General features: G+C 35.8%; 26 protein-coding genes. 16 read left to right on the top strand and 10 right to left on the bottom strand.

Annotation, left to right across the window (positions count from 1 at the left end):
- Positions 1–1,377, bottom strand: a complete 1,377-nt coding sequence (locus J1905_RS08300) for a hypothetical protein (protein ID WP_214226802.1) — start codon at positions 1,375–1,377, stop codon at positions 1–3.
- 706 nt (positions 1,378–2,083) lie between these two features.
- Between J1905_RS08300 and J1905_RS08295 the strand changes: the two genes are divergently transcribed.
- Positions 2,084–2,326, top strand: coding sequence for a hypothetical protein (locus J1905_RS08295; RefSeq protein WP_214226801.1), 243 nt, complete (start codon positions 2,084–2,086; stop codon positions 2,324–2,326).
- A gap of 138 nt (positions 2,327–2,464) precedes the next feature.
- On the opposite strand, the gene J1905_RS08290 is transcribed toward J1905_RS08295, so the two are convergent.
- A complete protein-coding gene (locus J1905_RS08290; protein ID WP_214226800.1) occupies positions 2,465–3,799 on the bottom strand; it encodes a lipopolysaccharide biosynthesis protein in 1,335 nt (444 codons plus the stop codon).
- A 141-nt stretch (positions 3,800–3,940) separates the two neighbouring features.
- Here J1905_RS08290 and J1905_RS08285 point away from each other — a divergent pair, with 141 nt between their 5' ends.
- Together J1905_RS08285 and J1905_RS08280 are read left to right on the top strand one after the other, a co-directional pair.
- Positions 3,941–4,852: a glycosyltransferase family 2 protein gene (locus tag J1905_RS08285; RefSeq protein WP_214226799.1), complete on the top strand. Its 912-nt coding sequence runs from the start codon at positions 3,941–3,943 to the stop codon at positions 4,850–4,852.
- 8 nt (positions 4,853–4,860) lie between these two features.
- Positions 4,861–6,027: a glycosyltransferase family 2 protein gene (locus J1905_RS08280; protein WP_214226798.1), complete on the top strand. Its 1,167-nt coding sequence runs from the start codon at positions 4,861–4,863 to the stop codon at positions 6,025–6,027.
- A 6-nt stretch (positions 6,028–6,033) separates the two neighbouring features.
- On the opposite strand, the gene J1905_RS08275 is transcribed toward J1905_RS08280, so the two are convergent.
- The 6 genes from J1905_RS08275 to J1905_RS08250 all read right to left on the bottom strand — a co-directional run bounded on the left by J1905_RS08275 (position 6,034) and on the right by J1905_RS08250 (position 11,891).
- A complete protein-coding gene (locus tag J1905_RS08275) occupies positions 6,034–7,023 on the bottom strand; it encodes an LCP family protein (protein ID WP_214226797.1) in 990 nt (329 codons plus the stop codon).
- Complete coding sequence (locus J1905_RS08270; RefSeq protein ID WP_214226796.1) at positions 7,023–7,736, bottom strand: 4'-phosphopantetheinyl transferase family protein; 714 nt, start codon at positions 7,734–7,736, stop codon at positions 7,023–7,025. Before J1905_RS08270 ends, J1905_RS08275 begins: the two co-directional genes overlap by 1 nt.
- A gap of 353 nt (positions 7,737–8,089) precedes the next feature.
- Positions 8,090–8,251, bottom strand: a complete 162-nt coding sequence (locus tag J1905_RS08265; RefSeq protein ID WP_226905054.1) for a hypothetical protein — start codon at positions 8,249–8,251, stop codon at positions 8,090–8,092.
- Between the two features lie 300 nt (positions 8,252–8,551).
- Positions 8,552–9,112 (bottom strand): hypothetical protein, encoded by a 561-nt coding sequence (locus J1905_RS08260; protein ID WP_214226795.1) that lies wholly within the window; start codon positions 9,110–9,112, stop codon positions 8,552–8,554.
- 325 nt (positions 9,113–9,437) lie between these two features.
- A complete protein-coding gene (locus J1905_RS08255) occupies positions 9,438–9,689 on the bottom strand; it encodes a hypothetical protein (RefSeq protein WP_214226794.1) in 252 nt (83 codons plus the stop codon).
- A gap of 27 nt (positions 9,690–9,716) precedes the next feature.
- Positions 9,717–11,891, bottom strand: a complete 2,175-nt coding sequence (locus tag J1905_RS08250; RefSeq protein ID WP_214226793.1) for a S46 family peptidase — start codon at positions 11,889–11,891, stop codon at positions 9,717–9,719.
- Positions 11,892–12,012: 121 nt separating this feature from the next.
- On the opposite strand from J1905_RS08250, the gene msrC reads away from it, so the two are divergent.
- From msrC to J1905_RS08185, 13 genes are all read left to right on the top strand, one after another.
- On the top strand, positions 12,013–12,489 hold the full coding sequence (gene msrC, locus J1905_RS08245) for a free L-methionine (R)-S-oxide reductase MsrC (protein ID WP_214226792.1): 477 nt from the start codon (positions 12,013–12,015) through the stop codon (positions 12,487–12,489).
- The gene (locus tag J1905_RS08240; protein ID WP_214226791.1) at positions 12,482–13,087 is read left to right on the top strand and encodes a DNA-3-methyladenine glycosylase; all 606 of its coding nucleotides are present in this window, start codon (positions 12,482–12,484) and stop codon (positions 13,085–13,087) included. Before msrC ends, J1905_RS08240 begins: the two co-directional genes overlap by 8 nt.
- Positions 13,088–13,179: 92 nt before the next feature.
- Positions 13,180–14,466: a kynureninase gene (gene kynU, locus J1905_RS08235; RefSeq protein WP_214226790.1), complete on the top strand. Its 1,287-nt coding sequence runs from the start codon at positions 13,180–13,182 to the stop codon at positions 14,464–14,466.
- 20 nt (positions 14,467–14,486) lie between these two features.
- Complete coding sequence (locus J1905_RS08230) at positions 14,487–15,347, top strand: bestrophin family protein (protein ID WP_214226789.1); 861 nt, start codon at positions 14,487–14,489, stop codon at positions 15,345–15,347.
- Between the two features lies 1 nt (position 15,348).
- Positions 15,349–16,248 carry a histone deacetylase family protein gene (locus tag J1905_RS08225; RefSeq protein WP_214226788.1) on the top strand — a complete coding sequence of 300 codons (900 nt, stop codon included), beginning with the start codon at positions 15,349–15,351 and terminating at the stop codon, positions 16,246–16,248.
- Between the two features lie 2 nt (positions 16,249–16,250).
- Entirely contained in the window at positions 16,251–18,110 is a 1,860-nt protein-coding gene (gene topB / locus J1905_RS08220; RefSeq protein ID WP_214226787.1) for a DNA topoisomerase III, read from the top strand.
- A 43-nt stretch (positions 18,111–18,153) separates the two neighbouring features.
- Positions 18,154–19,260, top strand: a complete 1,107-nt coding sequence (locus J1905_RS08215) for an MBL fold metallo-hydrolase (protein WP_214226786.1) — start codon at positions 18,154–18,156, stop codon at positions 19,258–19,260.
- A gap of 60 nt (positions 19,261–19,320) precedes the next feature.
- Positions 19,321–19,698, top strand: coding sequence for a hypothetical protein (locus J1905_RS08210; protein WP_214226785.1), 378 nt, complete (start codon positions 19,321–19,323; stop codon positions 19,696–19,698).
- On the top strand, positions 19,689–20,498 hold the full coding sequence (locus J1905_RS08205) for a hypothetical protein (RefSeq protein ID WP_214226784.1): 810 nt from the start codon (positions 19,689–19,691) through the stop codon (positions 20,496–20,498). Before J1905_RS08210 ends, J1905_RS08205 begins: the two co-directional genes overlap by 10 nt.
- A complete protein-coding gene (gene miaA / locus J1905_RS08200) occupies positions 20,498–21,424 on the top strand; it encodes a tRNA (adenosine(37)-N6)-dimethylallyltransferase MiaA (RefSeq protein WP_214226783.1) in 927 nt (308 codons plus the stop codon). Before J1905_RS08205 ends, miaA begins: the two co-directional genes overlap by 1 nt.
- 77 nt (positions 21,425–21,501) lie before the next feature.
- The gene (locus tag J1905_RS08195) at positions 21,502–21,999 is read left to right on the top strand and encodes a hypothetical protein (RefSeq protein WP_214226782.1); all 498 of its coding nucleotides are present in this window, start codon (positions 21,502–21,504) and stop codon (positions 21,997–21,999) included.
- A gap of 229 nt (positions 22,000–22,228) precedes the next feature.
- Positions 22,229–22,765 carry a DUF3347 domain-containing protein gene (locus J1905_RS08190; RefSeq protein WP_214226781.1) on the top strand — a complete coding sequence of 179 codons (537 nt, stop codon included), beginning with the start codon at positions 22,229–22,231 and terminating at the stop codon, positions 22,763–22,765.
- A 123-nt stretch (positions 22,766–22,888) separates the two neighbouring features.
- Positions 22,889–24,178 (top strand): citrate synthase, encoded by a 1,290-nt coding sequence (locus tag J1905_RS08185; RefSeq protein WP_173089402.1) that lies wholly within the window; start codon positions 22,889–22,891, stop codon positions 24,176–24,178.
- Between the two features lie 57 nt (positions 24,179–24,235).
- On the opposite strand, the gene J1905_RS08180 is transcribed toward J1905_RS08185, so the two are convergent.
- Both J1905_RS08180 and J1905_RS08175 read right to left on the bottom strand, forming a co-directional pair.
- Complete coding sequence (locus J1905_RS08180) at positions 24,236–25,366, bottom strand: DUF3667 domain-containing protein (protein WP_214226780.1); 1,131 nt, start codon at positions 25,364–25,366, stop codon at positions 24,236–24,238.
- Positions 25,367–25,411: 45 nt separating this feature from the next.
- Positions 25,412–26,677: a nucleoside permease gene (locus tag J1905_RS08175; protein ID WP_214226779.1), complete on the bottom strand. Its 1,266-nt coding sequence runs from the start codon at positions 26,675–26,677 to the stop codon at positions 25,412–25,414.
- Positions 26,678–26,680 lie beyond the last annotated feature (3 nt).

The raw sequence follows: 26,680 nt of genomic DNA, 5'->3' as shown, positions 1-26,680 counted from the left end.
TTATTCTACCGCTCCATATGAAGGTGATATGGCATTTCTTAATGTTTCATAGTAATCTCTAACTACTAGATAATGTGCTCTGCCTTTATTTTTTGCTTTTGAATTTGAATTTAATCTCCATGTGGTCTGACTTGAAAATCCAACATCATTACTAGTCGCAAAATATAGATTTCCAAGGTCTTCTGATTTAGTTACGCCTTGTTGGTTAATTGTTTTGTTAAAGGGATTTGAAGCAGGGAAATTGAATCCAATATTATTAAATACTTGACAGGTGCCTCCTTGTAGTGAATAAACGTCAACAAGATTTCCATACCATTGTTTGGTTGTATTTAAATTTCCGCATGTATTGTTGAAGACCTTTACATTTACATACGTTAATCCCGATGTTACATATGCAGGAACTGTCTGGACTTCGAATGCAGAGTATTTCCTGGAATTAACCACAATATTATTATAGATCAAGATTTCTTTTTTCGTAGTGCCTATCGAATAACACCAAGCTCTAATTGCATTTCCTTGATGGTTACTTATGTAGTTGTTGTAGAATTTTCCATTTCCCATCATTTGAAATATTCCATTGTGCTCATTGTTGGCAGAATTAATATTATTAACTCTATTGTGATGTATGGAGTAATCTTCTACATTGCCAACCCATGCTATACTGCCTACTGTGGGTGAGTTATTGTATTCTAAATTAGCAATTTCTAATCCTTTGATTAAACCATTCATTGCTCCCCATTCTGCAGATCCAGGGAAATTAATAAGTCTTGCTGTATTTTCAGCATAGATATTTAAGAACTTCAGATTCTTGGAATAAGAAGCTTCTGTACCATCATATTTTGTATTTTGATTATTATAGATGATTACCCAGTCTTTAATGTTTTTGAAGGAAGCGTTTTGGATGGTAGCATTGTTATAAGGGCGTGATATTAATATAGATCGGTAAGCATTATCATGAAATTGAAAACCATATTTAATTGTAGGATCGCCAGTTCCCGAAATGATTACATTCTTTAAATTAGTTAGGTTCATTATAGCGTTGTTGCCCTTCAATTCTACCAGGCCTCCATTTATAATCATGATCGGGCATCCATCTGTAGATTGAATATTTTGAATGTTAATACTCTTATATGCTCCTTTCGTTATCTTTATGCGATCGCCACAACCTAATTTAAGGGTAGCGCCGTTGATAACTAGATTTCCGGATCCTGTCCCTACGATTATTGTTTTGCCTGTAATTGGAGGAACAAGACTTGTATCTTCATTGGGAATTGAGGTTGGGGGTGCTTCAGGTGTCTGGATAGATTCACTTACTGTATTTTTTTTGCAAGCTAGTAATAGAAGAATTATGAAAAATAGGTTATAATTTAATTTCATATTGTTGTTGTTAAATAATACATTCTAAACTTAAATTCATTCATTATCTAGATCTATTAATAGATGAAAATTTCTTGTTAACTTATGTAGATAAACAGGAAAAAAAATACCCTAATTGGGTAAAGTAATTGCATGAAAAATCTCTCTTAAATATAAGTCCCTTGTGCAAATGTAATTTTTTTGAGATATAATCATAATTAAATTTGTATTATTTTTTTGTAATGGCCTTTTTTCATTAATTAAAACCACTTTTTCTGTAAAAAAAATATTTGTTACAACTCCTATGTTAGAAGTTTTTTTTTCGGAATTGTATTTTTGGTACGAAAATTATTAGCGTGTTTTTTTCTTTATAACTTATTGATCTTGAGCGTAATTTTTATGTTTTAATTCTTAATTATTGTTCTTGTTTTGTTTGGTAATCTAGCAAACAAAGAACATCTTTATTGGATAAAGTGAAAAAATAATCTCATATCAAAAAAAATGTCAATACTTTTAATTAGCTACGACTCTAATCTTTCTCTTGGTTAAGAAAATAGTTGCTACTGATTCTATTGATTTAATTATGCTTGTAGATGAACTTGAAACGAGGAATGTGAAGCTGCATTTCGGGAATTAAGTAAACTTGCTGTTTGTAGCCGGGCCACTGATACTAATATGTTTGACATTAGTATCAATAAAATGAAACTCGCAAAATTTTTAACAGAGAATGAGATTCCTTGCCCTTCATTCTCTCTATACGATACAGGAATCACCAGTTAAGAATGGACATGATTTCAGTTCTAATGATATAGTTGAATCCCGTGATGATTCTGTGAAAATTTTGGAAATCAATGGTCGTTTTTGGGCGTCAGTGGTAAGTTCTTATATCCAATTCTTATATCCAAACGGGATTGAATTTTCCGTTAATAATGGTAAAACTGGCTTTAGGAAAAGATCCGAAGATATCTAAAGTTAAAATAGGCAAACAGTTGTCGTTAAAGCAAGTGATATCATCAAAATTAGCAGGAAAAGAAGCGTCTTTTAAAGATACAAAGTATATCACTTATTTTGCAGATCCTCTTGCAAGGGCAATTAAAATCTTGAAACTTTAGAATCTAACATTTTTAATAAGTGTAATCAAATCCTTGTATCCCGAAGGAAATATTGACCAAAAACTGAACTTACTATAGCTCTGTAGTGCTTTATATCCTACTACAACAGCAATAATGGAGGGTACTATTGAACCTAAAGCAATTCCATATACATTTCCAAATAGTTTGACTCCAATAAAGTCGAAAGCTAAATTGGCTGCTAGCATAACTAATATTTTAATAAAGTTGACTTTTGGTCGGTGAATAACATCAATAGTCAATGCAAAAAAGCGGTCAGCTGGAAATAAAAGTGCAAATGTCATAAACAAACGTAGTACATTCGCTGCTTCCGTGTCTATGTACTTAGATCCTCCAATAATATAAATTGCAAGATCAGCAAAGAGGAGTGATAGTATAGCTACTGGAATTAGTCCAATGGTTAGCATGCCAATAAATTTTGACATATTCTGTATTACCTCCTGTTTTTTTTTCTGATTATAAGAAGATGATAATATAGGTATTGCGGTGGCAATGAAACTTCTTAAAGGTATTTCAATTACTTCTAATAATTTAACTCCAAGGTTATAAATTGCGAGTGCGGCATCTCCTAAAAAAACCTTTATTATTATAGTGTCAGTGGTTTTAAAAAGACTTGCACTTAACGTTGTTCCTACACTAAATTTTCCGAAATTATATATTTGCGAATTACTTTCTTTAGATCTATTTTTTAAATAAGACAACTTACACCATCCAAAAATCAAAGTAAAAGAACTGGTTACAAAGGAGGAGGTAAGATATGCATAGAGAATATTATCTAAGGTATTCTTCTTTAAAACAATTAATAATACTACAAACCCAATGAATGATCCTGTATTGATTACTCTGATGTATAATAATCTGTCGAATCTTTGCTCACCCTGAGCAATATTTGAAGCAATGTAAAACGGAAGGGTAAGAATGTAAGTGAGTCCAAACCATTTCAGTAACATTGAAAAGCCTATGTCATTTACATACTTTTCCAGAAGAAAAGCAGGGATATTTAATAAAATGAAGCCAATGGTTATCAAAATAGCAATATACCAAGTTGAGCCAATTATTTCCTTTTGCTTGCTTTCACTACTTCCTGAATAGAACTTTATGAATGCAATGGTTAGAAATCCCGATCTGAAAGTGTCAAGTAAAGAAAACCCTGTTATAAAAAAAATCCAGATACCGATTGCATCAAGAGAAAGAGAATGGTAAAGTAAAGAATAAGTAACAACGCCCAGTATAGACATTACTGCATTACCAGTTAGCGATAAGAAATGTTTATTTTGAACTTTTGACTTTAACGAATTGATGAAATCAGACATTCTGTTTGTTGGGCTCTAAGATTGATTGGTAAAAATAGTCTAAAGCTTTGACTTTAACCATTGCATAAGCCATAAAATGATTGATTTTTTGTAAGGAAAATGAGTTGACTTATACCCACAAAAAGATTACTTTTACTAAAAATGAAAACGACCTCCATTATCACTGTAAATTTTAATCAACCCAAAGTAACAATTGATTTTTTAAAGTCTGTAAAGGCGAATACTTCTACTGAGGAAGTAGAAGTTATTTTAGTTGATAATGGGAGTATAGAGAATCATAAAGATGCTTATTTAGAGGCATACCCTGACCTTATTTACATTTATTCAGAAAAGAATCTTGGATTTGCAGGAGGAAATAATCTAGGTATTAAAGTAGCTAAGGGGGAATATCTTTTGCTATTGAACAATGATACCGAGATATCTGAGAACATAATTGACGTTTTGACTTCTGAATTTGTAAAGAATCCTTCAATAGGAATTTTATCTCCTTTGATTTTATATTTTGAAGAGCAGGATGTTGTACAGTATGCAGGCTTTACAGAAATGAATTATGTGACAGGCAGAAATAAGGCAATAGGATATATGCAAAAGGATATTGGTCAGTTCGATTTAGAGAGTAGAGAAACCGGTTACTGCCACGGGGCTGCTATGATGTGCAAAAGAATGGATCTTGAAACAGTGGGATTAATGGCAGATCAGTTTTTTCTCTATTATGAGGAGTTGGATTGGTGTGAGAAATTTAAACAAGCGGGAAAGAAAATTTGGTTTACTGGACGTAGCAGGGTATATCACAAAGAATCGATGAGTGTAGGGAAAGAGAGCAGTATTAAGACTTATTTTATGACGAGAAATAGAATGCTGTTTATTCGGAGAAATACGAGTTTGTTAAATACCTTAATCTTTAGTGTTTTTTATTTGTTTGTTGCCTGTCCGAAGCAAGTTTTAATTTATTTGAAAAAGGGAAGGACAGATTTAATTAGGTGGGTATTTAAGGGGATTTGTTGGAATTTCAAAAATTCTAAGGATAGCAATGAACTTGGGTTTAAAATTTAACTGTTGAAATGATAATAGCATTCTGGATTAGCTTATTTTTAGTTGTTTATACGTTTGTGGGATATGGTTTCCTGTTATTTGTATTAGTAAGGATCAAAAGATTCTTTATTAAGCCATACAAATTTAAAACAAACTCAATACTGCCAACAGTTACTATACTTGTTGCAGCCTATAATGAAGAAGACATTATAGAAGAAAAGATCACCAATACTTTAGCCTTGGATTATCCAAAGGATAAAATGCAAATTATTTTTATAACTGATGGATCTAGTGATCAAACGGCTGAAAAGATACGATCATTTGAGCAGGTTACACTTATGCACGAAAATGTTCGTGCTGGTAAGATGGCGGCAATTAAAAGAGCAATTCCATTTATTACAGGAGAGATTACCATATTTACTGATGCAAATACATTTTTAAATCAAGAGGCTATTTTAGAGTTAGTTAAACATTATCAGAACAATAAAGTAGGAGCAGTAGCAGGCGAAAAAAGAATTCTAGTAGAGCAAAGTGCTGATGCCAGTTCTGCAGGTGAAGGCTTTTATTGGAAATATGAATCTTTGCTTAAGAAATGGGATTATGAGTTGTATTCTAATGTGGGGGCTGCAGGAGAACTGTTCAGCATAAGAACTTCTCTTTATCAGCCCGTAGAATCGGATACAATTATAGATGATCATATGATCGCAATGAGGATAGCTGAAAATGGTCATATTATTGCCTATGAACCGAATGCCTATGCAATGGAAACAGCTTCTGCAGATGTAAAGGAGGAACTGAAGCGTAAAATAAGAATTGCTGCAGGAGGTCTACAGTCTATTTTACGTTTAAAAAAGGCTGCCAATCCATTTCATTATCCTATTTTTACTTTTCAGTATATTAGTCATAGGGTTTTAAGGTGGACAATTACACCATTTTTGTTAATGGCTTTATTTCTAATAAATGGGTGGCTGGCGTTTAATAATGACTTTGTTCTATACAAATTCATTTTTGCTGCCCAGGTTGTTTTTTATATTTTAAGTCTAATAGGTTTGTTTTTCGAAAGAAGAAATATTAGGGTAAAAGTGCTATTTATACCATACTACTTTTGTGTAATGAATTATGCAGTACTAGCAGGTATTATCAGATATTTGAGAAAGGCACAAGGTGCTGCATGGGAAAAATCAAAAAGAAAATAAGTTAATCTATTTTTTATTGATGGGTTTTATATTTTTATAAATAAAATTATGGAGAGCATTGGTTGTCGATTTTAAATCTGCAGTTAAATACCATACATTGTTAATCCGCTTGCCAAGACTCTGACTGTCCAATGGGAACCTGGCCTGGTCAATTGCTTTGTTTTTTGAGCCTAAGATATTACTAGCAAATGTTAACATAGCCATATTATTCATGCTAGTTTCCAAATTGGGTAAAACTTGCGCTGCAAAAACAGGGAACATATTTTGCCCAGCATTTTTTATCTGGTTAAATAATGCAACTAAAACTGATCTTTGCCTTTCAGTTCTTTCAAAATCTCCATTTCCAACGTACCTGATTCTGGTATATGCAACAGCTTGTTTTCCGGTTAGTTTTTGTAAACCAGAATTTAAGACGTGCTCTGCCCTGGTATTTCCAATATTAGCCAATTCATCAAGATAATTATTTAAATGAGGTAATTCTGTGGGTTTTACATCTATGGTCACTCCACCTAATGCGTCGATAATTCTGGCAGCACTATAGAAATCAACATTAAGGTAGTCTTTTATATCCAAGTCGAAATTTTGATTAATGGTTTTTATAGCCAACTGAGGACCTCCAAAGGCAAATGCAGCATTGATTTTATCCATTCCTTTACCCTCAATTTTAACATAAGTGTCTCTCATGATCGATGACATTTTTAATTGACCATTTTTTTGATCAATAGAAATCACCATGATCACATCAGAATTAGACTGGTCTTCTGGATTACGCCTATCTACACCGAAGAGTGCTATATTAACCGGAGGATTCACCATTGCTTCAACTGATTGTCTCACTTTATTAGATATGCCCAAGGCCTCGTGTGTTTTATTTAGAACAACAGGCGCGGATGCTGCATGTGCTTTCGATGTAGAATTAGAAGATAATGTATCTTGCGCATTTGTTGAAAAATAGAAAAGAGTTAATACGCAGATTATACCAAGTGCTTGTTTCATTATTTTAAATTATAGTTCCAGTAAAAAGTTTTAAAAAGTGGATTCGATGTTGCAAGTGTCCATACATAGTTTTCATCAAGTATGGCGGTTTGTAGTCGATATGTAATGCCGTTCCTTATCATTTGGTTTGTTAAACAATTTAATTCATTCAGGTGATCAGTTAGCCCCTCTCCCGTGGCTTTAAGTATTGCTTCTTTTCTTGTCCATGCATAGTAAAAACCATGTGCTTTGCTACTTTGTCTGTTTATAAAATTACGCTCTCCCTGATCAAAACAATGTTCAAGTAAAAGTTCGGTATTAAAATCAGGTTTAACAAGTTCAATATCTATACCAACCTCTACACTGCTAACGGCAATGAGCAGGTAGTTTGCACTGTGACTTATATTAAATTCAATTTCGTCGATATATGGTTTTTTATTCGCTATCTGCTTAAATACTATTTCAGATGCCGGAGTAGAAACGAAATGTGCCAGAATATTTTTGCTTACAAATTTACTTGCCAGGTATCGTTTTGCATCATTTTGATTTTTGAATTCAGTAGCTTTTTGAAATTCTTGATGGGTAAGTAGATCCCCATAGTAGGAGCTATATTGCCGATCATACTCTTGAATATTGATTTTAAAAACATGAACAGCCTCCCTTTGGGGGCTGGTATGTTGAGGGAAATCTCTCCAATTAATTTCATGATCTAAGAATGATTTGGGTAGCTCCATAATTGAATCTATTTATTTTTTAAAGCGTTTTCAAAGATTTTTGCAAATTCCTTATCATTTGGTGGGAACAGGAAGGTTTTGTGATCTCCAGGAACCTCATGGATATTCAGACGATGGGTTAGTGGTTCGTTCTGCGTGTTTGAAATTTGGTCTTTAAACATAGGGGAGTGATAGGTTAATTAAACTGATGCATGTAATATCGCAAAAGTTATTCCCTTTTGTTACTTCTATAAATAGACCGGGTTAAATGCCTCCTGGTGGAGACTGTAGGAGGGGGTTATAATGGGCAAAAAAAAAGACCCTTATTGAAACAATAAGAATCCTTTTGGAGATTTTAGCTTTTAAAGGCTAAATTATTTTTTCTCTGGAGGTGTATTAACAATCTCTCCGAACTCGTTTACCCAGGCCATCATGCTTTCCAGGTCACCACCTGTGGAATTTTGCTGACGTTCAAGTTTACGCTGCTCTTTATCTTCCTTTTTCTTTTGTCTGTTTTTTTCTAGTTGCTTCTTCATGAAGGTAGCCTGAGATTTAGCCATAAATTCAATGTATTAGTTAAAAAATAACTTTCCTCTGGTTTTACCTGTCTGCCAGCATGTAAACGTATGTTGTTTACTATGTTATATGGCTTGATATAATTAATTCTCGGGCGACAACGGATCAGTAGCCAGGAGGAATTGAAACCCAATCAAAAGGTTTGATTGGCAAGTAAATATTAAGAGAATAGTGTAATGATACCCCGTTTGTTACAAATGTACGAAATTTCTCGTTAATAATCAATATTCTTAAAAACTAGGTTGCAATTGTTGTGAGACTTATAAGCCGACAGTAACTGTATAGGTTGCTGTTATCTCCGCTTTTAATTCTTTGGTGGTAGCAGTTCTAAGAATGCCTGTAAGTTTGTAGTTGAACGAAGGGGAGGTTAGGAAGCCTTTAAGGTCAGAGATTCCTGACACTAATGGTATGGTAAGCTTTGCAGCCTTGGAGGCTGATGGATTTGTTCTGGCAATTATTAAGCTGTCTTGTCCAGATGCCTTAATGGTTACAATTATGGTCTCTATGTTTTGAATATTGTTTAAACTATTGGTGTCTAAAAGCGCTAATTTAAAATCTTTGATCTTTATGTTTTTTATATTCTTAGCTCCAAATTTATCTACCTGACCATTGATCAAGGAATCGAGATTTAGCGATTTTGTATTGATGTCTTTAATCAATATTATTGAGTCTGTATCCGAGATCTTAGGTATGGTAAAAGCTACTGGTTTTGGGGAGATGAAAATGTCTCGTTGGATGGACTCACTAATATTATTGCAAGAGAAAAGTACAGCTGTAATTATTAAAGCTGAAGTCAGCAAAATATTAATTTTAGTTCTCATATAAATTACCTTATTTTGATTTTTCATCTTCGCAAAGATTCAAAATATTCTCCATACCACCAATTAAATCGTACGGAGAATTCAGAGTCTTAAAATCAGTGTTTTTCTGTAAAATTCTCAAATATTTGGCGATTATAGGCTGCCGAATATAATGTTGTGATGTTGTTTAATTAACTGTAATACAGTGTGTTTATTTGTATTTGTTTTAAGTTTTTGTTTATTTAAAGCTACTTTAAATAGGTTTGTTTGTCTTAAAATGCAGAATAATATTCTGTATTGCAATTAAACTATCTGTATTACAGTTGTTTGTGATTGTTTTAGTCTACTAGTACTGCTGTCTGTTGTAAGCGGCCGAAAAATCACTTCGCATATTTTTAAAACGCTCTACTACGGTAGCTATAAATGCTTCATCAAGGATCTGAAAGATCTCGTTAGCCCCTCCTCCACTGAGGTCTAGTTCCGATAATTTGTAGCTCTGCTCCAGTGTTCCTTGCTCAAATTTGATGATGTATTTTTGGTTCATATTAAACAGGGTGATCTTGCAATCTGGGTGCGGAAGTTCTGCTATTACTCTCATGTTTTTATAATGATTTTTTGAATCGGTTTATTGAAATTTAACGCCCATTTCTTTTACAAGGAAATCAGCTTTGTCAATTTTTGAAGCTACCCATAATACGTAACGGATGTCTACTCCAATTGATCTGCTGTAGCTGTCATTCCATGCATAGTCGTTTATTGTAGCACCGTAAGCGCGGTCAAAATTTACACCTACCAACTCGCCATAAGCATTCATAATTGGTGAGCCGGAGTTACCTCCGGTGGTGTCCATGTTGTAAAGAAAAGCAACGGGTACGTCGTTAAGGTCTTTCTTTGCGTATGGGCCAAAATCTTTAGCTGTCCAAAGCGCCTTTATTTGCTCTGGGTAAGAGAAATCGGGATTTCCGGTTGTGCCTTTTTCAAGTATCCCTTTAATGGTGGTGTATGGTCGCATGTATGATGCATCTGCTGGCCAATAGCCTTTAACATAGCCGTAAGTTAGCCTAAGCGTGCTGTTTGCATCTGGAATGAAGTCTTTGTTTAGGAACTTCTCTTTGATGTTTACGTAGTCGCCCATAAGCTTGTTTAAAAGCCCATCTCTGCGGTCTTTTTCTGGTTTTAACTCATTGATCTGTTTTGCGATATCATCTTCAAAAAGAAGTAATCCATCATTATATGCAGAGATTGATTTTGGTGATTGAAGCAGGGTGTTTAGTACGTAATTGGCTTCTTTTAGCTTGCTTAGTTCAAAGGTGTTCTCAATATACTTATCTATAGCGTCGTTGCTGTTGGCGCCTTTACTAGTGATTTTGTTAACCGCAGTTACTTTTTGGATGGAGTTAAACTGCGCTGCATCTTCAAGCATTCTTTTAAGTATTATTCTATCTGCGTCTATTTCGAAAGACTCGTAGGAGCTTGTTAGTGTTTGCTTAAGTTTTTGAATGTTCTGGTCAAAGTATTCCTGTTTCTGAGCTGCGGGTTGGGCGTTGAGTGCTGTTTTAAAGATGTTTATGTTTTTAGCAACAGTTAGCAGGTTTGTTGAAGTGTAAATCTGTGTAAGCCAAAGATCGCGTTGTGCATCGCTATTGATAAGTTTGTACAGATTGTCGATTTCACTCATCAGGTTTCCGTATTTGGCTTTGGTCTTAACGTTACTGTTTATGAATTGAATAAGCGCTTCTTCTTCTTCTTTTTTCTTTTTTGAAATAAGATCTATTCCTTTTAAACCCTGCATTTTACCTCTGTAGTTTTTTAAGGTATTGGCGTTTCTTTTAATACGAGTGGCTAGTTTAATCTCAGTGGTTTTGTCTTTTTTACCGACAGTTTCCATGGTTGAGTTTTGGAAGTCGTAAAGGTTAGATACGTAGGGTAGTACAAACTTTTCCTGGTACTCAATAAAGGCTGCAGGGCGATGGCGGAACGTTTTGCCTGGGTAACCTAAAATAAACACGAAATCATTTTCATTTGTACCTTTTGCATTTACTTTTAAGAATTTCTTAGGGGTGTATGGTACATTGTCTTTTGAAAACTTTGCCGGAGAGCCGTCTGGAGCTACATAAGCACGCATGAAAGAAAAGTCTCCGGTGTGGCGAGGCCATACCCAGTTGTCTGTTTCGCCTCCAAATTCGCCGATTTGTCTGTTTGGTACGTATACAAGTCTAACGTCTTGAATCGTTTTGTATCGGAATAACACATAGGTTTTTCCGATAAACATTTCCGAAACTTCAGCTTTGATACTTGGGTCTTTCTTTTCTGCTTCGAGTGCGATGTTTTTCATTACATCGTTTATTATTTTTAATCTCGAAGCAGGGTCTTCTATCTGCGCTACAGAACCTAGTACTTTGTCTGATACGTCGTCATAACTATCAGTTATACGGCAGGTTAAGCCTTTTGCCTCAATTTCCTGTTCACGTGTTTTGGCAACAAATCCATTGGTTATGTAGTCGTGTTCTTTTGTGCTGGCTAGTTGTACTGCGCTAAATGCGCAATGGTGGTTGGTGATGATTAAGCCTTCATTTGAAACGAAAGATCCGGAGCAGCCGCCAACATTTACAAGTGCATCTACAAGGCTGATACCTTTTGGATTGTAGATGGCGTTCTGGTCAATTTTTAAGCCTACTTTTTTTAGGTCAAGTTTATGGATTTCGCTTAAAGGAAACATTCCTTCTTCCCAAGGCTTGTAACCCGATTGGATTATCCCGAGCGCAAGGAGTGAAGTGAGGATTAAGGTCTTCTTATTCATCTTTATGATTAATATGGTAGTTAAAACTGCAAATTTAGGGATTTTAATTATGCTTTTACCCATTGATGGCAGTATTGAGTTCTTGGTTTTGTACTTTTGCAGTTCATTTACATAGACTAAAATGGCAGAGGATTTACGTATAATAACCGATATTAGTAAAGAAGAGCAGTATCTTTCTTTAATCCCTCAAATCAAGGGATTGGTAACCGGAGAGGATGATCAGATTGCAAATCTGGCTAATATCGCAGCAGCTTTAAAGGAGCAGTTTAAGTGGTTTTGGGTAGGTTTTTATTTGGTTAAGGGTGATGAGCTGGTGCTTGGTCCTTTTCAGGGGCCAGTGGCTTGTACGAGAATTAAAAAGGGGAAGGGCGTTTGTGGTGCTTCATGGCAAAAGGAAGAGGTTCTTGTAGTGCCAGATGTAGATGAATTTCCGGGGCATATTGCCTGTGCTTCTGCATCAAGATCGGAGATTGTTTTGCCTGTTTTTATTAAAGGTGAAGTGATTGGTGTCTTGGATGTAGATAGTGAATATCTTTCTCATTTTGATGATATTGATGCTAAATACTTAAAGGAAATAGTTAGTTTATTAGATGTCTAAATTACCTTTTTCTTTTTATCAGAATACTGATGTAAATGATCTTGCTGTTCAGTTATTGGGCAAGCTGTTGTTTACCAGGGTTGATGGTGAATTAACAGGAGGTATGATAGTTGAAACAGAGGCTTATAATGGAGTTGAAGACAAGGCTTCTCACGCTTATGGAGGTCGTTTTACTGACCGTACCAAAGTGATGTACGAGGAGGGTGGTTTGTCTTATGTTTATCTGTGTTACGGAATTCATTATCTCTTTAATGTGGTTACAGCTTCAAAAGGAACACCTCATGCTGTTTTAATAAGAGGAATTGAGCCTTTTGAAGGGATAGATGTAATGCTTCGCAGGAGGAACATGGTTTCTTTAAAGCCAAATATTACTGCAGGACCAGGAGCGCTTTCTAAAGCACTGGGGATAAATAAAAGTTTAAATGCTAGAGATCTGCTGGGCGATGAGATATGGATTGAGGATGATGGGTTGATCTTCGGTGAAGATCAGATCGTTGCTTCGGCTAGAGTTGGTGTTGATTATTCTGAGGATCATGCTTTGTTGCCATGGCGTTATTACGTTAAGGGGAATAAATTTGTAAGCAAGCCAAACAAATAGAATAGATTTTTATAGGTGGTAAAACTACTATTGTTGATAACAAATGGAACGGTTGATTTAATTATCAGCCTTTTTTATTGATATTTGAATCGATGAACTATGAGAACACTTTAACCTTTGCCCAAAGCCTGGATCATGCTGATCCGCTTAGTGGTTTTAGGAATGATTTCTTGTTTCCACAACAAAATGGTAAACCCTTTATTTATCTGTGTGGTAATTCTTTAGGTTTGCAACCTAAAGCTGCACGTGAGGTTTTGGATGAGCAGCTTAATAACTGGCATAACCTCGCTGTAGAGGGTTGGTTTGAAGGTGATAGCCCTTGGATGTTTTATCACAAGGAGCTAAAAAAACTGATGGGACCATTGGTTGGGGCAAGTGTTAAAGAGGTTTGTCCGATGAACACTTTAACTGTCAACTTGCATTTGTTGATGGTTAGTTTTTACAAGCCGGTTAAGGGACGTTTTAAAATCATCATGGAGGCAGGTGCCTTTCCGTCAGATCAGTATGCAATTGAAAGTCAGGTTCGTTTTCATGGGTATGATCCAAATGATGCTATTGTTGAGGTAGCGCCAAGAGTAGGGGAACATACTTTAAAAATAGAAGATATATTGGCTCAGATTGCGGAGCAGGGAGATGAGCTGGCTTTGGTGCTGTTTGGAGGTGTAAATTACTTTACAGGTCAGTGGTTTGATATGGAAGCAATAACTAAGGCTGGGCAGGCAATTGGAGCCGTTGTAGGCTTTGATCTGGCTCATGCGGCAGGTAATGTTCCTTTGAAATTGCACGACTGGAATGTTGACTTTGCTTGCTGGTGTTCTTACAAGTATCAAAATTCAGGACCCGGAGGTATCAGTGGTATTTTTGTTCATGAAAAGCATTTTTCGGATACCACATTGAGTCGCTTTGCAGGGTGGTGGGGATATCAGGAAGACCAACGATTTAAGATGGAGAAGGGCTTTGTGCCCGAGGCTGGTGCTGATGGTTGGCAGGTAAGTTGTACTCAGGTAATGCCTATGGCTTTGCACTTTGCATCACTGCAAATTTTTGAAAAGGCAGGGTTTATTGGTCCGCTAAGAAGTAAAAGTAAAGCTTTAACATCTTATTTGTTTTATATTATAAATGAGGTGAATAAGAGTTTAAATTATATGCAATTTGAAATTATAACTCCTCTGGATGAGAATGACCGTGGGGCGCAGGTTTCAATTATTGCAAAGCAAAAAGGAAAAGAGATTTTCGAGAAATTAGTAGCAAATAATGTTCTTGGCGATTGGAGAGAACCTAATGTGATTAGGCTAAGTCCGGTTCCTTTATATAATTCATTTGAGGATGTATTTCGTACTGGAGAACTATTGTTGCAGATCAGCAAAGACATTCTTTAGTACAATTAAGAGATTTTAATATGATAAACTATAATCCAAAAGATTGGTTCACTTTTATCTTTCACATACATAAAGCGGATACAATTAGAAAGCTGTGGCCGCTGATGGTTAGTGTTGCGGTCTTTTCGGGCTTAATTGCTTTTTTAGAACTTAACTACCTAAAATTGTCTGAGAGTACTTATGTGAAAAATATAGGAATGATGCACAACCTGCTTGGTTTTGTGATCTCTATGTTGTTGGTGTTTAGAACCAATACTTCGTACGACAGGTGGTGGGAAGGAAGAAGGCTTTTGGGGGCATTAACAAATGTGAGCCGTAATTTTGCAATAAAGATAAAGGCACTGAAACTAAAGGAAGAGCATGTAGAGTTTTTCGAATATGGTATTCCAAAATACGCCTTTGCTTTAAAAGAGCATTTAAGAGAAAAACAGTACTTCGGTAAAAACAGTTTCCTAATTGAGGTTGATGGAGGTAAGCACATTCCTAATCAGGTTGCAGCCAGTATTTCATCTAAAGTATTTGAATTGCAAGCAACGGGTGCTGTCAGTCAGGAGCAGTTAATTATACTTAACGCAGATGTTCAGCAGTTTACTGAGATATGTGGTGGTTGTGAGCGTATTAAGAATACACCTATTCCGTATTCTTATAGTGCTTTCATTAAGAAATTCATCTTCATTTATGTAATCACTTTGCCGTTTGGCTGGGTGTTTAGCTTAGGTTACTTTGTGGTTCCTATTGTGCCATTTATATTGTATGTACTGGCCAGTTTGGAGCTCATTGCTGAAGAGATTGAGAACCCATTTGGGGTAGATGCTAATGATTTGCCGGTCGATGAGATTTGTGATAACATTGAAAAGCATGTAGGGCAGATATTGCGATAAAATGATCAATATTGCCTGGCATCCCTTGTTTGCGCATCCTTTACCAGAGGGGCATCGCTTTCCTATGCTGAAGTATGAGTTAATCCCGGAGCAGCTACTGCATCAGGCTCTGATTAGGAACAATAACCTGTTTGCTCCAGATGTAGTGAGTGAGGACGTGATTTTACTGAGCCACAAGGCTGAGTATTGGAAGCAACTCAGGGATTTAACGCTTCCTGCAAAGGAGCAAAGGAGGATTGGTTTTCCTTTAACAGCGCAATTGGTAGAGCGTGAATTGAGAATTGCACAGGGCACTATTGATGGTGCCATGTTTGCAAGGCAGTATGGGATAGCTTTTAATGTTGCTGGTGGTACACATCATGCAGGCAGTAATTGGGGCGAGGGGTTTTGTTTGTTAAATGATCAGGCTATTGCTTCCAATTATCTGTTGAATAATGGTTTAGCTAGTCGAATCTTAATTATAGATTTAGATGTGCATCAGGGAAATGGAACTGCCGAGATCTTTTATAATGAGCCTCGTGTGTTTACATTTTCTATGCATGGTGATAAAAATTTTCCGTTTAGAAAGGAGCAATCTGATTTGGATATAGCACTGGAAGATGGAATTGAAGATGAAATGTATTTAAATAAGTTAAGTGCTTGTTTGCCCGGGTTATTAGAGTACAAACCTGATTTTGTGTTTTATTTATCGGGAGTAGATGTGCTTAAGAGTGATAAATTGGGCAAGCTTGCTTTATCTAAAGCAGCGTGTATGGAAAGAGATAGAATGATATTGCAATTTTGCAAGGACAACGATCTACCTGTTCAGGTAAGTATGGGCGGAGGATATTCGCCTGATATTAAGGATATAGTTGATGCGCATTGCAATACGTTTAAAGTTGGTATAGATATTTTTGAATAATTATGAAGATTGTTATTGCAGAGAAGCCTTCTGTGGGGCGTGAGTTGGCTAAAGTCTTCGGCGCTACTACAAAAAAAGACGGTTATATAGAGGGGAAGGGGTATTCTTTTACCTGGGCATTCGGGCATTTGCTTCAATTGGCTCCACCTCAGGAGTATGGCTTTATTGGATGGAGAAGGCAACATTTGCCGATGCTTCCTAAAAAATTTAAGCTTGGCATCAGGAAAATAAAAACTAAGGATGGCCTGGTTGAAGATCCTGGAGTTAGAAAACAACTGGATATCATTAAAAAGCTATTTGATGAAGCTACAGAGATTATAGTGGCAACGGATGCCGGGCGGGAAGGTGAACTCATTTTCCGCTATATCTACTACTTTTTGAAATGTAAAAAACCTTTTAAAAGGCTATGGATTTCCTCACAAACTGATGAGGCTATTAAAGAAGGCTTTAGAAACTTAAAGCCGGGAACCGATTACGATACACTTTTCAATTCGGCACATTGCAGATCGGAATCTGATTGGTTAGTAGGAATGAATGCTACTCAGGCATTGAGTATATCAGCAGGATCCCGGTCGGTACTTTCATTGGGAAGGGTTCAAACACCTACTTTGGCAATGATTTGCTCTCGCTTTCTGGAGATAAAGAATTTTGTTCCGCAACTTTATTATCAGCTTGCAATACAGTTGGATAAGGATGGTCAGCTATTTAAGGCGATCTCTGTAAACAACTTCGATAAGAAAGAAGAAGCTGAAGAGCTGTTTGCAAAAATAGAGGACGTTGCTGCTGGCTTTCCGAATGGTGGTAAGATTTTAACCGTTGAGGCGAAGCCAAGGAAAGAACCACCTCCCTTACTACATGATTTAAGCAGCTTACAGCAAGAAGCGAATAAGCGCAAAGGATTTACAGCCGATCAGACTTTGAACTTGTTACAAGGCTTGTATGAGAGTAAATTGGTTACTTATCCGCGTACCGGTAGTAGATATATTGGTGATGATGTATTTGCAGGAGTCCCTAACCTGATAGATAAACTAAAAGATCATAAGGACTTTGGTAAGCAGGCTGATTTTCTGTCGACTGCGACATTAAACAAGAGAAGCGTAAATGCTAAGAAGGTAACGGATCACCATGCTATTTTGCCTACAGGAGAATCTCCTTATCAATTGAGTGGTGATAAACAAGCCATTTATGATATGGTAGTTGGAAGAATGCTTGAGGCCTTCCATCAGGAATGTATAAAAGAGATCACTAAGATAACCATTGAGACAGGCTCTGTTTTTATGGCAAATGGAACGGTAATTCGCTCTGCAGGCTGGAGATCGGTATTTAACGAGTCGGATGACGATAAAAAGGATGAGGAAAATCCATCTTTACCAAAAGTAAAGGCAGGCGAGGAGCTTCCAATTGTAAATAAAGCTTTGCTGGAGAAACAAACTAAGCCTAAAGCTTTGTACAATGAAGCATCTTTATTAAAGGCTCTTGAGACCTCTGGAAAGGATATTGAGGATGAGGAGTTGAGGTATGCAATGAAGGATAGTGGCTTGGGTACTCCGGCTACCAGGGCTGCTATTATTGAAACGCTGATTAACAGAGAGTACATTGTCAGAGAAAAAAGAAATCTGGTGCCTACTACTAAGGGGCTGGCTGTTTATGATGTGGTAAAGGATCAGAAAATAGCTCAGGCAGAATTAACTGGTCAGTGGGAGAAGAGATTAGAAGAAATCCGATCAGGAGCATCTGTGGCAGATTTTAAAGCTGAAATCACAGATTATACAAGGACGATTACAAATGAGTTGTTGCAGTCGGGAGCTGGTTTGGCTGAGAAGTTTGCTAAAGAGGACAAGCCTGTTGAAAAAGTGAGTTAACAGGTTGCTTTTTTGTAAGTATATTCGTTTTTTAACTAAAATAATGAAAAGGAAAATTATGTATTCCATATTGATTATTATTGCTTTACTTGCTTTGACTACAGTTTGGGTGCTTAGCTTTCCCATTTTCGGGCGCGTGCCTGAAGGGGCTCGTTTAGAACGGATAAAGAAGCTTCCTAATTATAAGGACGGTGGGTTAGAAAACTTATCTCCAACACCTATGAAGCCTGATGACGTAAGTTATTGGGACATGATAAAAGGAATGTTGAAAGGAAATGATAAGGGAGCTCCTAAAAATGCTCTTCCTACTGTAAAACCTGATTTTACACAAAATGATGCAGAGACTAAGATTACCTGGTTTGGACATTCTTCTTATTTGGTACAAACTGATGGACAAAATATACTGGTAGATCCGGTGTTAAGTGAAAGGCCTTCTCCAATTTCTTTTATTGGTAGTAAAAGGTTTCTGGGAACTGATTTTGTGAAAGCTGAAGATTTCCCGGAGTTGGATGTGGTATTGATCACGCACGACCACTACGATCATTTGGATTATGAAGCTATATTAAAGCTAAAGGATAAAACCAGCCGATTTATTGTTTCGTTAGGTGTAGGATCGCATTTAGAACATTGGGGTGTTCCGGCAAGCAAGATTACGGAATTGTCGTGGGGAGAAGAAACTGTTCAGAGTAGTCTGAAATTTACCGCTCTTCCTGCTCGTCATTTTACCGGAAGGGTATTTAAAAGAAATCAAACAGTGTGGTCTGCATTTGTTCTGCAAACTTCAAAAGATAAATTGTATTTAGGGGGTGACTCTGGATATGATACGCATTTTAAGAGTGCAGGAGAGCAATACGGTCCATTTGATATTGCAATATTGGAGTGTGGGCAGTATAATGCTTACTGGCCTTTAATACACATGTTTCCAGAGCAAACCGTTCAGGCTGCCTTAGATTTAAAAGCAAAGGTTCTGTTGCCGGTTCACTGGGGTAAGTTTAAGTTAGCTATGCACGATTGGAATGAACCAATTATAAGAGTAGTAAATAAGGCAGATGAAGAAGGCCTAAAAATCACTACACCTTTAATGGGTGAATCAGTAATTTTAAATGGAAATTACCCTTCGAGTAAATGGTGGTTGGCCGATAACTTATAATATTAAACAATATCAATAAATAGGTGTTGTTTATATGGTAGTCATCTATAACTTAAAACAATGAAAACTGATTTTGTAGAAATTTTTCAAACCATTAGGGCGTCGCTGCAGCCTTACGCTACTGTGGGTTTTAGTAATAGAGTAAACAGTGAGACTTCGTTTGATCTGTGGAGTGATAAAAATGTGGTTATTGAAGGCAAAAAAAAGAATGAAGTTTTTTTTGCGAGTGTAACCATTCAAAAAGGGCATGTTGGTTTTTACTATATGCCCGTTTACGCTGAACCGGATATGAAAAAGATTTTTGACCCCAATTTGCTTAAATTGCTGAAAGGGAAGTCGTGCTTCCATATCAAAAAACTTGATGATACATTGATGTCTGAAATTGAAGATGCGCTTGCAGCGGGGTTTAAACTTTATAAAGAGAAGGGTTGGGTATAGCACAGGTTTGGCAAGATGATGTAATTGCCAGTTTTAAGAATATTGGTGTTACTACAGATTATATTGAATCGCCAGATTATTGTTTGTTATCGGTTGGTTTTGGAAATGTTGTTGTAAATTGCATTTCATTCGAAAATACCTGCCGTCCTGAAGATCTTGTTGCCTTACAGGAAGCGTATCAATTGAAAGATATTTTCCTGGTTCATTTATGGGAAGATATATGGGCAACGAGAAAAGCACAGGTGATAGGGCGGATTTCTTCTATTCTTGGATTGAATAAGCGAATACATGCGCGCAAAACCAAAATTGTTCCTATTACGCAAAAGGAAGCTGATGATTTCTTGAATGAAAACCATTTACAGGCATCAGCGAAATCTAAATATAAATTTGGTTTAAATTTGGATGATCAGCTTATTACGGTAGGTTGTTTCAGTAATCTGAGATATATGAAAGGTCTTAAGCCGGGGTATAGATCTGCTGAGTTGATCCGTTTTGCGTCTTTAACTGGATTTACTGTAATAGGTGGCTTTAGTAAGTTGCTAAAGCATTTTATTCAGACTTTTAATCCTGATGATGTAATGAGCTATGCAGATAGGGATTCGTCCTTAGGGAGGGCTTATGAGCAATCAGGTTTTAAGCTTACCGATATTACACCACCTGCAGAGATATGGTTGAAGCGAGATACTTTGGTGAGGTATTTTTCTCATCGATTACCCGTTAATAGTGACGGTTCTTTGATTGGTGATGAATATATAAAGATTTATAATACAGGGAATTTAAAATATATTTTATACTTATAATGCATCAAAATCCTTTAATAGTTATACTAGGTCCAACTGCATCAGGTAAAACCAAATTAGCTGTTAGACTAGCCGAATCCTTAAACGGAGAGGTTATTAGTGCGGATAGCAGGCAGGTCTTTAAAGGGATGGATATCGGTACAGGTAAAGATCTCAATGAATATTTAATTAATGGAAGAGCTATTCCATATCACTTGATAGATCATAAGCTGGCTGGTGAAAGATATAATGTAAATGAATTTAAGGAAGACTTTTATAAGATTTATAAAGTCTTAACAGATAAACATGTTCTACCTATACTTTGTGGGGGAACGGGAATGTATGTTCATAGTATTCTTCAAAATCATGAATATACTGCCATACCTGTAAATCATGAATTAAGAGACACTTTAAAAGAATTGGATATAGAATTGTTAAGAGCAAGGTTGTCTAGTTACCCATCTGAATTGACAAAGCAAGCCGACCAGTCATCTCATAAAAGAATGATCAGGGCGATTGAGATTGCAGAGTATCTTAGACATAACGACTTGCAGATTATTGAAAGACCTAAGATTGATCCTCTGGTTATTGGTTTAACTTCAGATGTGGAACTTCGCAGACAAAAAGTGATCAATCGTCTTGAACTTAGGTTTAGTGAAGGAATGATTGATGAGGTTAGGAGATTGCTTGACGAAGGAGTTACTAAAGAAGACCTGATATTTTATGGTTTAGAGTATAAATTTATTGTGGCTTATCTTTCTAATGAGCTTAGTTATTCTGAATTAAAAGAAAGACTTGCTATTGCAATATGTCAATTTGCAAAACGCCAAATGACATTTTTTAGAAAAATGGAGAAGGATGGGATTAAGATAAATTGGTTTAATACGGAATTGAATTCTGATGAAGTATTTGAAGAAGTGGTAGCAGTTTATAAAAGTAAATATTAGCTCAATGGCATGCAATTTGTAAATGTTTAAATGTATAGTAAAAAGCTATACACTAAATTTAAATAAACGATCAAAAAATGAAAAATTCTACAAAATTCTTTGCTACTGCAGTAGCTGCGGTGGCGTTGTTCTTCACTACTAATGCTAGTGCTCAAAAATTAGGTGTTGGAGTTAATTTGGGAGTACCCACAACCGATGGTTATAGCTTTGCGGTTGGTGCAGATGCCCGTTTACAATTTGATGTTTCAAAACAAGTATCAATTCCGGTAACCGCTGGTTATACTCATTTTCTTGGAAAAACAGTTGGAGGATTTGATGTGCCTGATTTTGGTTACATCCCAGTAAAAGCAGGTGTAAAAGTATTCTTTGATGAAACTGGTTCAGGACTTTATGGATTGGGTGAAATAGGGGCAGGTTTTGGTGTTACTAAAGGTTCCGGAACTTCTTTCCTTTACTCGCCGGCTGTTGGGTATGCTTTTAGTAGTGGTTTGGACTTAGGTGTAAAGTATGAAGGTCTTTCAAAAGGAGATTTAGGACATGTAGCTTTACGTATAGCTTACGGATTTAAGTTGTAATAACCAAACTATAAATTGAAAGCCCTGTTAAGTAAATTATAATGCTGAAATAGAATAATTTATTTGAACCCTTTGATTTTTTCAAAGGGTTTTTTAGTTATTTAGAATAAAAATGGGTATTTTAACCACAAAACAAAGTGATGAGGCTATTTTAGGGCTATATAAGCATGCTTTTGCTGTTTTAGAACTATTAATAGGTTCGTTGATTCATGAAAAATATAGATAAAGTATGAAAAAATATCTTGCGGTCGGGGTTCTGTTTATTGCTCTGTCTTGTACAAATACAGATAAAAAAAATACAGAAGCTTCAACAGATACCTTATCTGAAAAGAAGGTAGTAACTACAGCTGTTGTTGAATTAGCCGATAGTAAAGTTCAAAACATTTATAACGGTTATATCTATTTAAAAGATGCATTGGTAGAATCTAAATTTGAGGATGCTAAGAAAGCTGCTACAGAACTAAAAACTATTTTAGCCAGTTTTCCAGGTTGTGAGAACACGGCAGTAATTGCAGAAAAAATAGAAACAGCAAAGGATATCGCTGGCCAAAGAAAAGAATTCACTTATTTAAGCTCAGATGTGATTGCCATGTTTAAACATGCCGATTTAAAAAAGGGTTCTATTTATGTTCAACATTGCCCTATGGCCAATAAAGGTGAAGGGGGGGATTGGCTTGCTTCTGAAAAACAGATTCAAAATCCTTATTATGGGGATGAAATGATGGATTGTGGTGCAGTTTTAGAAGAGATCAAAAGCAGTAAGTAGATTATTAATCTTACTTGATTTTGACCCACATTTAATAATAATTTAACAGCTTTGTTATACATGATTAAATGCTAATAGAAAAGGATTAGTTAGTTTTGTTTATTATAAATTTAAGATATATATATGTCAGATATTGCAGAAATTAAGATTGATGGGAAGGTGTACCAATTCCCGGTTATAACAGGTTCCGAAGGAGAGAAGGCGATAGATATTTCCAAACTTAGAGATTTAACGGGGCATATCACTTTAGATTTTGGTTACAAAAATACAGGGTCAACAAAAAGTGCCATTACTTTTCTCGATGGAGAAAAAGGAATCCTAAAATATCGTGGTTACCCTATTGAAGAGTTAGCAGAAAAATCAACATTTCTTGAAGTAGCATATTTGCTTATATATGGCGATTTACCTAAACAAGCTGAGCTAAACGATTTTCAAGCGCAAATTAGCAGACATACGCTAATTCATGAGGATATGAAGAAGTTTCTTGATGGTTACCCTTCAAAATCTCACCCAATGGCGCAATTGTCTTCATTGGTATGTTCATTGTCAACATTTTACCCTGAGTCATTAAATGCAAATTCATCACCAGAAACGATGGATTTAACAATGATTAAGTTGTTGGCTAAATTCCCTACAATTGTATCTTTCATTTATAAAAAATCATTAGGTCACCCACTTATTTATCCTAAAAATAAGTTCGATTACGTGAGCAATTTCTTAAATATGATCTTCGGACAACGTACTGAAGAAATAGAAATTGATCCTGTAGTTGTTAGTGCAATGAATACTTTACTAATTCTACATGCTGACCACGAACAAAACTGTTCTGCATCAACTGTAAGAATGGTAGGTTCTTCTGACTGTAATTTATATGCTTCTGTTTCTGCAGGTATTGATGCCCTATGGGGCCCATTGCATGGTGGAGCAAACCAAGCTGTAATTGAGATGTTAGAACTCATTAAAGAGGATGGCGGTGATACAGAAAAGTGGATCAATAAAGCAAAAGATAAAAATGATCCTTTTCGTATGATGGGCTTTGGTCATAGGGTTTACAAAAACTTTGATCCAAGAGCAAAAATCATTAAAAAAGCATGCGACGATATTTTAGAGAAACTTGGTATTGATGATCCAGTTTTAGAAATTGCCAAAAAATTGGAAGAAGCAGCATTAAGTGATTCATATTTTGTTGAGCGTAAGCTTTATCCTAATGTTGACTTTTACTCAGGTATCATTTACAGAGCATTAGGATTCCCAACGGATATGTTTACTGTTCTTTTTGCACTTGGTCGTTTACCAGGATGGATTGCTCAGTGGAAAGAAATGCATGAAAACAAAGAGCCTATAGGTCGCCCTCGTCAAATATATGTAGGTCATACCAATAGAGAATTTGTTGGTATAGAAGAAAGAAAATAGATTAAAACATATATCTTAAATAAAAAAACCTTAGCCAATCAGCTAAGGTTTTTTTATTTATACAAAGTAGTAAATAAATCGTTCTATAACCCATTCAGAAATAAACGCCGCCATCATGTATAAGAAAGTCAATGTTATCATTTTCTTGATGGTCACTTTTCTGGAACGCTGATAGAATACAGTTAACGCCTGATAGAGATACCAGATAATTCCAATAATTACCGCCCACTTGATAAGGTCACTAATTGTAGATCCTGTCCCAAATAAGTCTCTCCTTAATGGAACTGTTACTATCTGAGTAATAAAAAAGGCAGTTGTTCCATGTATCGTAAATATAAGGTGATCCAAGTAATAGATGTGGTTTCTTCTAAAGTTCCACATAATAAATAAAGCTAATAAAGGCATTAGTAGGAAGTATTGCTTAGGACGATAATGCTCAAGCTCTTCTTTTACAGACCAATTTCCCGATGCTGATTTTTGGTTTATAGCAATTTCCCGTTTCTTTAAAATCCTGTCGATCCAGGAATCACGATCTGATTCCTTTAATTTTTGCTGTCTTAACAGGTATGCACTATAGGTACTATCTTGTTTGATGATGTGGTATTTTTGATAAGACTCTAATACATCGTCATATTCTTCAGTCTTTAAACTATCTTTTCTATGAATAAGTTGGTTGATTTTATCTTGCTGTTCTGTGAAGCTGAGGGATCTAAAATCGGATAGATCAAGTTTTCTTTGTAAGTAGCTTGTTGATTTTCCTATAAATGAGTCATCATCAATGTCCTTATCTTCTATTGATTCACTTATCTGTTTCGCAGCTGATCTTTTAGAGTCCTTATTGGAAGAATGAAATTCTACTGTTTCTTCTTTGTGCTCCAATTTATTTGGTACAACAATAAAATACACAATAGAAACAAAGATGTACATACTAATCGGATTAATATATCTTGCTCTTTTTCCGGCTAAATAATCTAATGTAACTTGCCCGGGTTTAGTAAGTAGAGGGACTAACGTCTGAAAAAACTTATTGTCGAAATGGAAATAATGGGCAATGCTATGACTAATAAATTGCCAGAAATTTTCTTTAAGCTCGAGGTTGGGTTGTCCGCAGTTGCTACAATAATGCTTTTCTACAATTTGTCCACAATTAAGGCAGTTGTGTTCTTTTCTATATTTACCTGTTGACATAGATTTATTAAAAACGTTAACTCAGAATTTTTACAGTAATGGGGGCTAGTGGCCCATTGCCTTTATTGCTGACTCCTCAGCACGGTTATGTTTATATTTGAAAATGAAAGGAAATAGAATTGCTAACAGCAGTGCATACGATGCAAAAGTAATCCATATTCCATGCCAGTTCTTACTATGGTCGGCGTATGTAAAAAACTTATCTATAATTACTCCGCTAGTAAAGCTTCCAAAAAGTGCTCCAAAGCCATTTACCATCATCATGAACAATCCTTGAGCACTACCTCTTATTGTGGCATCAATTTGAGTTTCCATAAATAGCGAACCTGAAATATTGAAAAAGTCGAAAGCCATACCATAAACGATACATGATAAGATGATCATCCACAAGCCTCCTGCCGGATCAGCAAAAGCGAAAAGACCAAATCTTAGTACCCATGCTAACATACTTAACAACATTACATATTTGATTCCAAATTTTCTTAGGAAAAATGGAATTGCGAGAATAAACAATGTCTCAGAGATTTGGGAAATAGACATGATAATTGCCGGATACTTTACTGCTAGTAAATTTTCATACTCCGGGATATTCTTGAAATCATGTAAAAAAGTATCACCGTAAGCATTTGTAAGCTGAAGGGCAGCACCTAAAAACATAGAGAAAAAGAAAAATACTGCGAACTTCTTTTGCTTAAATAAAGTAAAAGCTCTTAGACCTAAGGCATCAACAAATGACTTTGAATCAATCCTGTTTGCTAGAGGTGGACATTTTGGTAATGTAAAAGCATAAATACCTAAAGCCAAAGAAACGGCAGAGGCAATATAAAATTGATTAGAAGAAGCTTCATTTCCTGAAAGACTTACCACCCAGAGTGCAGCAATAAATCCAATAGTTCCCCAAATCCTGATAGGCGGATAGTCCCTTACAACATCTTTCTGGTTACTTTTTAATGCTGAATAAGCAACTGTAATAGAGAGAGAGAGAGTTGGCATGTAAAAGAACATGTTTACCAGTATAACCCAAAAAAATGTTGTTGGATTATCTACTAATGGTAAAGAGAATAAACTTACGGCACCTAGGATATGTAAAATTCCGTAGAGTTTTTCCGCATTAATAAAGCGATCTGAAATAATACCCATAAGTGCAGGCATAAAAATAGCCGAAATACCCATGGTTGAAAAGATTGCCCCAAATTCAGAGCCAGACCACCTTTTATTTTGAAACCAATAAACTCCAATAGTAATGAGCCAGGAACCCCATATAAAGAATTGCAAGAAATTCATTAGAGTTAAGCGAAACTTAACATTCATAAA

This window comes from Pedobacter sp. B4-66, assembly GCF_018492665.1.
Taxonomy (GTDB): Bacteria; Bacteroidota; Bacteroidia; order Sphingobacteriales; family Sphingobacteriaceae; genus Pedobacter.
The sequence above is the reverse complement of the archived record's forward strand: the minus strand, read 5'-3'. Positions and strand labels throughout refer to the sequence as shown.

What these genes read in the sequence shown, in the direction of transcription:
- J1905_RS08175 (WP_214226779.1), bottom strand. Translation starts at nt 26,677, where the DNA reads ATGAATGTTAAGTTTCGCTTAACTCTAATGAATTTCTTGCAATTCTTT.
- J1905_RS08300 (WP_214226802.1), bottom strand. Translation starts at nt 1,377, where the DNA reads ATGAAATTAAATTATAACCTATTTTTCATAATTCTTCTATTACTAGCT.
- J1905_RS08290 (WP_214226800.1), bottom strand. Translation starts at nt 3,799, where the DNA reads ATGTCTGATTTCATCAATTCGTTAAAGTCAAAAGTTCAAAATAAACAT.
- J1905_RS08270 (WP_214226796.1), bottom strand. Translation starts at nt 7,736, where the DNA reads ATGGAGCTACCCAAATCATTCTTAGATCATGAAATTAATTGGAGAGAT.
- topB (WP_214226787.1), top strand. Translation starts at nt 16,251, where the DNA reads ATGAAGATTGTTATTGCAGAGAAGCCTTCTGTGGGGCGTGAGTTGGCT.
- J1905_RS08255 (WP_214226794.1), bottom strand. Translation starts at nt 9,689, where the DNA reads ATGAGAGTAATAGCAGAACTTCCGCACCCAGATTGCAAGATCACCCTG.
- msrC (WP_214226792.1), top strand. Translation starts at nt 12,013, where the DNA reads ATGGCAGAGGATTTACGTATAATAACCGATATTAGTAAAGAAGAGCAG.
- J1905_RS08230 (WP_214226789.1), top strand. Translation starts at nt 14,487, where the DNA reads ATGATAAACTATAATCCAAAAGATTGGTTCACTTTTATCTTTCACATA.
- J1905_RS08180 (WP_214226780.1), bottom strand. Translation starts at nt 25,366, where the DNA reads ATGTCAACAGGTAAATATAGAAAAGAACACAACTGCCTTAATTGTGGA.
- J1905_RS08260 (WP_214226795.1), bottom strand. Translation starts at nt 9,112, where the DNA reads ATGAGAACTAAAATTAATATTTTGCTGACTTCAGCTTTAATAATTACA.
- J1905_RS08225 (WP_214226788.1), top strand. Translation starts at nt 15,349, where the DNA reads ATGATCAATATTGCCTGGCATCCCTTGTTTGCGCATCCTTTACCAGAG.
- J1905_RS08195 (WP_214226782.1), top strand. Translation starts at nt 21,502, where the DNA reads ATGAAAAATTCTACAAAATTCTTTGCTACTGCAGTAGCTGCGGTGGCG.
- kynU (WP_214226790.1), top strand. Translation starts at nt 13,180, where the DNA reads ATGAACTATGAGAACACTTTAACCTTTGCCCAAAGCCTGGATCATGCT.
- J1905_RS08280 (WP_214226798.1), top strand. Translation starts at nt 4,861, where the DNA reads ATGATAATAGCATTCTGGATTAGCTTATTTTTAGTTGTTTATACGTTT.
- J1905_RS08190 (WP_214226781.1), top strand. Translation starts at nt 22,229, where the DNA reads ATGAAAAAATATCTTGCGGTCGGGGTTCTGTTTATTGCTCTGTCTTGT.
- J1905_RS08185 (WP_173089402.1), top strand. Translation starts at nt 22,889, where the DNA reads ATGTCAGATATTGCAGAAATTAAGATTGATGGGAAGGTGTACCAATTC.
- miaA (WP_214226783.1), top strand. Translation starts at nt 20,498, where the DNA reads ATGCATCAAAATCCTTTAATAGTTATACTAGGTCCAACTGCATCAGGT.
- J1905_RS08295 (WP_214226801.1), top strand. Translation starts at nt 2,084, where the DNA reads ATGAGATTCCTTGCCCTTCATTCTCTCTATACGATACAGGAATCACCA.
- J1905_RS08215 (WP_214226786.1), top strand. Translation starts at nt 18,154, where the DNA reads ATGAAAAGGAAAATTATGTATTCCATATTGATTATTATTGCTTTACTT.
- J1905_RS08240 (WP_214226791.1), top strand. Translation starts at nt 12,482, where the DNA reads ATGTCTAAATTACCTTTTTCTTTTTATCAGAATACTGATGTAAATGAT.
- J1905_RS08275 (WP_214226797.1), bottom strand. Translation starts at nt 7,023, where the DNA reads ATGAAACAAGCACTTGGTATAATCTGCGTATTAACTCTTTTCTATTTT.
- J1905_RS08285 (WP_214226799.1), top strand. Translation starts at nt 3,941, where the DNA reads ATGAAAACGACCTCCATTATCACTGTAAATTTTAATCAACCCAAAGTA.
- J1905_RS08265 (WP_226905054.1), bottom strand. Translation starts at nt 8,251, where the DNA reads ATGAAGAAGCAACTAGAAAAAAACAGACAAAAGAAAAAGGAAGATAAA.
- J1905_RS08210 (WP_214226785.1), top strand. Translation starts at nt 19,321, where the DNA reads ATGAAAACTGATTTTGTAGAAATTTTTCAAACCATTAGGGCGTCGCTG.
- J1905_RS08250 (WP_214226793.1), bottom strand. Translation starts at nt 11,891, where the DNA reads ATGAATAAGAAGACCTTAATCCTCACTTCACTCCTTGCGCTCGGGATA.